Below are 7,381 nucleotides of genomic sequence, written 5' to 3'. Positions count from 1 at the left end.
GCCCGCCTCCACCCCGGCCGGGCTCCAGCCGCGTATCCTCACCGGGCTCGGCGACGCCGCGTATCTGGACGACGCGCTCACGGCGAGCGGGTCGGCCGCCCAGCGCCGTACCGTCACCGTCGTCTTCCGTACGTCCAATGTGATCGTGACCGTCGAGTACACGGAACAGCCCACGTCCTCGAACGCCGACCTCCCCGACAGCCAGGAACTCCAGGAGAAGACCCAGGCCCTGGCCGCCAAGCTCGCCGAGCTCTTCGGCGAGTGAGCCCGCCGGGCCGCCCGGGCGGCCCCGACATGCGAACAGCCAGCAGCGACCAGCGAAGGAACGCGTAGAACCATGCACCGACCCGCCCCCGCCACCGCCCCGCGCACGCGGCTCGCCCGTGTGCTCGCCTGCGCCGCCGTCCCCGTGATGATCGTCGCCGTCGGCTGCTCGTCGGACTCCGGCGACGGGAAGAAGAAGGACTCGGGGGCCTCCTCCGCGGCGGCGACGCCGAGCGGCAAGCAGTCCTCGTCGCCGTCGGTGGCCCCGGCCAAGTACGCCAAGCTGCCCGACCCGTGCAAGGCGCTGTCGGGGAAGACGATCGACAACCTGGTGCCGAAGGCGAAGTCGAAGTCGGGCACGGCGGGCAAGTCCACGGATGTGACCTCGCAGGGCACCTGCTCGTGGAACGGTCTGGACGACAAGGGCGTGAAGGGCTCGCAGTACCGCTGGCTGGACGTCTCGTTCAAGCGGTACGGCTCGGACGCGGCGATCGGCAGCGGTGACCAGCGCGCGGCGAAGGAGTACGCCCGGCTGCTGGCCTCGACGAAGGCGACCGACGGCGCCAAGAACGTGAAGGCGGCGCCGGTCAGTGGCATCGGCGACGAGGCGACGGCGGTCAGCTACGACCTGCACAAGACCGACGAGGACTTCAAGTACGCGGTGGTCGTGGTGCGTACGGCGAACGCGGCCGTCGTGCTCGACTACAACGGCGCCGGCTACCAGGGCGCGGACGCGCCGGACGCCGGTGATCTGATGAAGGACGCGCAGAGCGCGGCCAAGGAGGCGGTGGCGTCGGTCGCCGCCGCCAACGGCGCCGGCCAGTAACGACTGCCAGTAACAACTGCCGGTAATGACTGCCAGGAGCGACCGCCAGAGCGGAAGCGGCCGGTAACGAGCCGGGCTCGATACGGAGTCCTGCCCTCCCCTGTGGGTGGGACTCCGTATCCATGTGCCAGGCTTTGCGCGCCGGTTGTCGACAACGGAGGGGGATCGCGGGTGGCCGCGACGGAGCTGACGCGCACGCATCGCATACTCATCGGGGTGGTGGTCGCGGGTGCGGTGGTCATTGCCGGGATCGGGTTCGCGGGTTCTTACGCGGCGGTGCGCGCCCTCGCGGAGAAGAAAGGTTTCGGGAACTTCTCCCTCGTCTTCCCGATCGGCATCGACGCGGGCATCTGTGTGCTCCTCGCGCTCGACCTGCTGCTGACCTGGATCCGCATCCCGTTCCCGCTGCTGCGGCAGACGGCGTGGCTGCTGACGGCCGCCACGATCGCCTTCAACGGCGCCGCCGCCTGGCCCGACCCGCTCGGCGTCGGGATGCACGCGGTGATCCCGGTGCTGTTCGTCGTCGCCGTCGAGGCGGCCCGCCACGCGGTCGGGCGGATCGCGGACATCACCGCCGACAAGCACATGGAGGGCGTCCGCCTCACCCGCTGGCTGCTCTCCCCCGTACCGACGTTCCGGCTGTGGCGCCGGATGAAGCTGTGGGAGCTGCGCTCCTACGAGCAGGTCATCAAGCTGGAGCAGGACCGGCTCGTCTACCGCGCCCGGCTCCAGGCCCGCTACGGCCGCGCCTGGCGCCGCAAGGCCCCCGTCGAATCCCTGATGCCGCTGCGTCTCGCCCGCTTCGGAGTGCCGCTGGCCGAGACCGGCCCGGCGGGTCTCGCCGCCGCCGGTATCGAGCCGACGCTGCTGCCGACGGCGCCGCCGGTGACGCCGGTGGTGAGCGCGACGCCGCAGTCGGTCGAGCTCCTGGCGGGCCCGCAGGCCCAGGCCCAGACCCAGGCCCAGACCCCGGCCCAGGCCCAGGCCCAGGGCGGGCCCGCGCCCGTGCCGCAGCAGGGGTACGCCCAGGAGCAGCAGGCCCCGCAGCAGCAGGCGCAGGCTCAGCAGCCCCAGCCGGCACCGACACCGGCCCCGGCTCCGGAAGAGGTTGTTCCGGTCGAGAGCCCCTGGTTCGCGGCGCAGCAGCTGTCCCAGGAGGCGTACGAGGGCACGTACGACCCCCAGTACGTCGAGGGTCTGGAGCCCACCCCGGTGATGGTCCCGGCGGGTCCCGGCCGGACCCGCCCGCTGGGCAACGCGCCGGAGCAGCAGGCCCCGGTGTACGCGGAGGAGGCGACGCCGGAGGACGTGGCGTTCGCGGACATGGCGTACAAGGTCTTCGTCGAGTACGTGAACGAGCTCAGCGACTATCCGACGGTCGAGGCGCTGGAGATACACCTCGCGGACGGGCAGGGCGTGACGCACCCGCGCGGGGCGGCGCTGCTGCGGCGTCTGATGCCGGAGTTCAAGCAGCGCTACCACGCGGAGCTGGAGGCGGACCACATCGCGTAGGGCTCCGCAGGGGGCGGTTGTTCGTCTGCGGGCCGGTGGTGCCGGAGTACGCGGCTCAGCCCCGGTCTTCAGGGGCGCGGCTGCGGCGGACCACCCAGGCAAAAGGGGGCCCGGGGCGAAAGCCCCGGGCCCCCTCTGTCGTGCGGCTACGCCGCCAGCAGCTTGCGGACCCGGTCCGCTCCCACGGCGAGAAGCAGGGTGGGCAGCCGCGGACCCGTGTCACGGCCCACCAGCAGGTGGTACAGGAGCGCGAAGAACGTCCGCTGGGCCGTCTTGATCTCCGGCGGCAGCTCCTTGGGCGTGGCGTCCGCCGAGAACCCGGCCTGGACCTTCGGCACGCCGTAGACCAGGTGGGTCAGTCCGTCGAGCGACCAGTGGTCGTCGAGGCCGGCCACGAGCAGGCGCAGCGATTCGCGGGCCTGGTCGTCGAGGGTGGCGAGCAGCTCGGTGTCGGGCTCCTCGCGCACCACGGTCCGCTGGTCGGCGGGGACCTGGGTGTTGATCCAGGCCTCGGCCCTGTCGAGCCGGGGGCGCACCTCGTCCAGGGAGGACAGCGGGTTCGCCGGGTCCAGGTCGCTCAGGATGCGCAGCGTCTGCTCGTCGTGGCCCGCGGTGATGTCGACGACCGAGGCGAGCGTGCGGTACGCCATGGGGCGCGGGGTGCGCGGCAGTTCACCGGCGGCGGTGCGGGCGGCGCGCGCGTGGGCCGCGGCGTCGGCGGGCAGCGCGCTGCCGTCGGCGACCTTGGCCTCCAGCTTGTCCCACTCGTCGTAGAGCCGCTGGATCTCCTGGTCGAAGGCGATCTTGAAGGACTGGTTGGGCCTGCGGCGCGCGTACAGCCAGCGCAGCAGCTGCGGCTCCATGATCTTCAGCGCGTCGCCCGGGGTGGGCACGCCGCCCTTGGACGAGGACATCTTGGCCATGCCGCTGATGCCGACGAACGCGTACATCGGGCCGATCGGCTGCTCGCCGCCGAAGATCGACACGATCTGGCCGCCGACCTGGAACGAGGAGCCCGGGGACGAGTGGTCGACGCCGGACGGCTCGAAGATCACGCCCTCGTACGCCCAGCGCATCGGCCAGTCGACCTTCCAGACCAGCTTGCCGCGGTTGAACTCGCTGAGCCGGACCGCCTCGGAGAAGCCGCACGCGGAGCAGGTGTAGACGAGCTCGGTGGTGTCGTCGTCGTACGCCGAGACGACCGTGAGGTCCTTGTTGCAGCCACCGCAGTAGGGCTTGTACGGGAAGTAGCCCGCGGAGCCCGTGCCGTCGTCCTCGGCGGCGGCGCCGGAGCCCTCGGCGGCCTCCAGCTCGGCCTCTTCGACCGGCTTCTGGCCCTGCTTCTTGGCGGGGGCCTTCTTGGTGCGGTACTGCTCCAGGATGGCGTCGATGTCACCGCGGTGGCGCATGGCGTGCAGGACCTGCTCGCGGTAGGCGCCCGAGGTGTACTGCTCGGTCTGGCTGATCCCGTCGTACTCGACGCCGAGCTCGGCCAGGGCCTCGGTCATCGCGGCCTTGAAGTGCTCGGCCCAGTTCGGGTACGCCGATCCGGCCGGGGCCGGGACCGAGGTGAGCGGGCGGCCGATGTGCTCGGCCCACGACTCGTCGACGCCGGGGACGCCGCCCGGCACCTTGCGGTACCGGTCGTAGTCGTCCCAGGAGATCAGGTGGCGCACCTCGAACCCGCGCCGGCGGATCTCGTCCGCGACCAGGTGCGGGGTCATGACCTCGCGGAGGTTGCCCAGGTGGATGGGGCCGGAGGGAGACAGGCCGGACGCGACGACGACCGGTTTGCCAGGCGCACGACGCTCCGAGTCGGCAATGACCTCGTCCGCGAAACGGGAGACCCAGTCGGTCTCGGTGCTGCTCTGAGCCACGGTCGGCACGTCCTTCTTTCTCGTACGCCTTGAAGAGGCTGGCCCGCCCATTGTCCCAGACGGAACCACCCCCTCCGGGGTTGCGCGTATTCCCGGAGAAGTGGGAGACGCTTGCATGGGAGAATCCCCCTGTACGCATCCCGTCCGCAAACCCATTCGCGGGCGGCCGACCGACAGGAAACGGAACCCATGGCTTCGGTCCCTTCCCTCGCTTCCACTGTCCAGCAGCGCCTGGCGGACGCTCTTTCGGCAGCCCTGCCGGAGGCCGGCTCCACCGACCCGCTGCTGCGACGAAGCGACCGGGCCGACTTCCAGGCCAACGGCATCCTGGCACTCGCCAAGAAACTCGCGGGCAACCCCCGTGAGCTGGCGGCGAAGGTCACCGGCGCGCTGGACTCGGGCGACCTCCTGAAGGAGGTCGAGGTCTCGGGCCCCGGCTTCCTCAACATCACGCTCACCGACGCGGCGATCACGAGCACGCTGGCCGCGCGCGCCGACGACGACCGGCTCGGCGTGCCGCTGAAGGAGAACCCGGGCATCACGGTCGTCGACTACGCCCAGCCGAACGTGGCGAAGGAGATGCACGTCGGCCATCTGCGCTCGGCGGTCATCGGCGACGCGCTGCGCGGCATGCTCGACTTCACCGGCGAGCAGACGATCGGCCGGCACCACATCGGCGACTGGGGCACCCAGTTCGGCATGCTCATCCAGTACCTGATCGAGCACCCGGACGCGCTGGCTCCCGCCGAGGACGTCGACGGCGAGCAGGCCATGTCGAACCTGAACCGGGTCTACAAGGCCTCCCGCGCGGTCTTCGACACCGACGAGGAGTTCAAGGAGCGCGCCCGCCGGCGGGTCGTGGACCTCCAGTCCGGTGACAAGGAGACGCTGGAGCTGTGGCAGCGGTTCGTCGACGAGTCGAAGGTCTACTTCTACTCGGTCTTCGAGAAGCTGGACATGGAGATCCGCGACGACGAGATCGTCGGCGAGTCCGCGTACAACGAGGGCATGCCCGAGACCGCCCGCCTCCTGGAGGAGATGGGCGTCGCGGTGCGCTCCGAGGGCGCGCTCGTGGTGTTCTTCGACGAGATCCGCGGCAAGGACGACCAGCCCGTCCCGCTGATCGTCCAGAAGGCCGACGGCGGCTTCGGCTACGCGGCCTCCGACCTGACCGCGATCCGCAACCGCGTCGCGGACCTGCACGCGACCTCGCTGATCTACGTCGTCGACGTGCGCCAGTCGCTGCACTTCAAGATGGTCTTCGAGGCCGCGCGGCGCGCGGGCTGGCTGACCGACGACGTCACCGCGCACAACATGGGCTACGGCACGGTGCTCGGCGCGGACGGCAAGCCGTTCAAGACCCGTGAGGGCGAGACGGTGAAGCTGGAGGACCTCCTCGACGAGGCCGTCGAGCGGGCCACCGCCGTCGTGCGCGAGAAGGCCGAGAAGGTGGGCCTGACCGAGGAGGAGATCGTCGAGAACGGCCGGTACGTCGGCATCGGCGCCGTGAAGTACGCGGACCTGTCGACCTCGGCCAACCGCGACTACAAGTTCGACCTGGACCAGATGGTGTCGCTCAACGGCGACACGTCCGTCTACCTCCAGTACGCCTACGCCCGGATCAGGTCGATCCTGCGCAAGGCCGACGATGCCAGGCCCGCCGCCCACCCGGAGCTCGCCCTCGCTCCGGCCGAGCGCGCCCTCGGACTGCACCTGGACGCCTTCGGCGAGCTGCTCGCGGAGGCGACGGCGGACTACGCGCCGCACAAGCTGGCCGCGTACCTGTACCAGTTGGCGTCGCTGTACACGACGTTCTACGACCAGTGCCCGGTCCTCAAGGCCGAGTCGCCCGAGCTGGTGCAGAACCGCCTGTTCCTGTGCGACCTGACCGCCCGGACGCTCCACCGGGGCATGGCCCTGCTCGGCATCCGGACGCCCGAGCGCCTCTGACCGGCCCGCGTACGGGGGCGGCTCGCGGACTCACGTCACGAGCCGCTCCCACACGTTGGTGTCCGTCCGGTACTCGTACGCCGGGCGGCCCTTGACCGCGCTGCTGTGGAACGGCCGGCCGTCGTCGAGGACCTTGACCTTGCCGGAGCGGTCGCCGCTGCTCCACTCCACCTCCAGGTACCAGGTCACGTCGTGCGCGTCCGTGTGCACATCGAGGTTGAGCACCTGCGGGTCCGTCGTCGACACCTTGTACGGGAAGTCCGTGGCGGGCACCTTCGTGTCGCCCTGCTGGCCCCCGACGGGCTTGGGGACCGGCTGGTCCGCGTCCAGGTTGATGTCAAAGTACTGCGGGGTGACCCCGCCCCCGCACCCCGAGCCCATCGAGTACGCGGTCCAGTCGAGCGGCGCCTCACGCTCGACGACCCGTACGTGCACGGCGTTGATGACGACCGACTCCTGCGTCCGGCCGGTCGCGGTGAGCTGCACCATGAGGTGTCCGCCGTCGACGCCGTTCAGCGCCCGCGCCCAGGAGCGCCCGTCGAGCGGGGCGGGCGGCGGCACGGCCGCCGGCTTCTGGTCCAGCAGATAGAACTTCCCGCAGGGCCCGTCCCACTGGTACGAGCTGACGCCGACGCGCAGCGGGTCCCCGGTGGGGGCGGGCTTACGCGTGGCGGGCCGGGACGGTCGCGGCGACGAGGACCGCGTGCCGGAGGCGGACGCGGATGGGCTCGGTGAGGAGGCGTTCGGCGAGGGCGACTTCGGGGCGACGCTCCCGGGCAGGGTCTGCTCGCCCGCCTTGGCGTCCGCGACGGTCTCGCTCCTGGCGCCCTTGTCGCCGCCCGGCCCGCCCCCCAGGCTCGCGACGGCCGCGGCGGGCACGCCGAGCGCGACGACGACCCCGGCGGCGATCAGCGCGAGACGGGTACGGCGGGTCATCCGGGGGGTGCGGGGC

At 71.3% G+C, this 7,381-nt stretch carries 4 protein-coding genes and 2 pseudogenes; 4 read left to right on the top strand and 2 right to left on the bottom strand.

Annotation, left to right across the window (positions count from 1 at the left end):
- From ACJA3G_RS25115 to ACJA3G_RS25105, 3 genes and pseudogenes are all read left to right on the top strand, one after another.
- Positions 1-265: pseudogene (locus ACJA3G_RS25115) on the top strand (DUF3558 domain-containing protein); the annotation flags it as partial.
- A 72-nt stretch (positions 266-337) separates the two neighbouring features.
- Positions 338-1,090 carry a DUF3558 family protein gene (locus tag ACJA3G_RS25110; protein WP_406555313.1) on the top strand — a complete coding sequence of 251 codons (753 nt, stop codon included), beginning with the start codon at positions 338-340 and terminating at the stop codon, positions 1,088-1,090.
- 171 nt (positions 1,091-1,261) lie between these two features.
- Positions 1,262-2,602 carry a DUF2637 domain-containing protein gene (locus tag ACJA3G_RS25105; RefSeq protein WP_406555312.1) on the top strand — a complete coding sequence of 447 codons (1,341 nt, stop codon included), beginning with the start codon at positions 1,262-1,264 and terminating at the stop codon, positions 2,600-2,602.
- Positions 2,603-2,748: 146 nt separating this feature from the next.
- Here the strand turns inward: ACJA3G_RS25105 and lysS are convergent, their stop codons facing one another.
- Positions 2,749-4,488: a lysine--tRNA ligase gene (gene lysS / locus ACJA3G_RS25100; RefSeq protein WP_406555311.1), complete on the bottom strand. Its 1,740-nt coding sequence runs from the start codon at positions 4,486-4,488 to the stop codon at positions 2,749-2,751.
- A gap of 180 nt (positions 4,489-4,668) precedes the next feature.
- On the opposite strand from lysS, the gene argS reads away from it, so the two are divergent.
- Entirely contained in the window at positions 4,669-6,429 is a 1,761-nt protein-coding gene (gene argS / locus ACJA3G_RS25095; protein WP_406555310.1) for an arginine--tRNA ligase, read from the top strand.
- Positions 6,430-6,459: 30 nt separating this feature from the next.
- Here the strand turns inward: argS and ACJA3G_RS25090 are convergent.
- Positions 6,460-7,381: pseudogene (locus ACJA3G_RS25090) on the bottom strand (transcriptional regulator); the annotation flags it as partial.

This window comes from Streptomyces sp. YS-3 (assembly GCF_045257485.1).
GTDB lineage: Bacteria > Actinomycetota > Actinomycetes > Streptomycetales > Streptomycetaceae > Streptomyces.
This window is presented reverse-complemented; position numbering and strand designations above follow the sequence as displayed.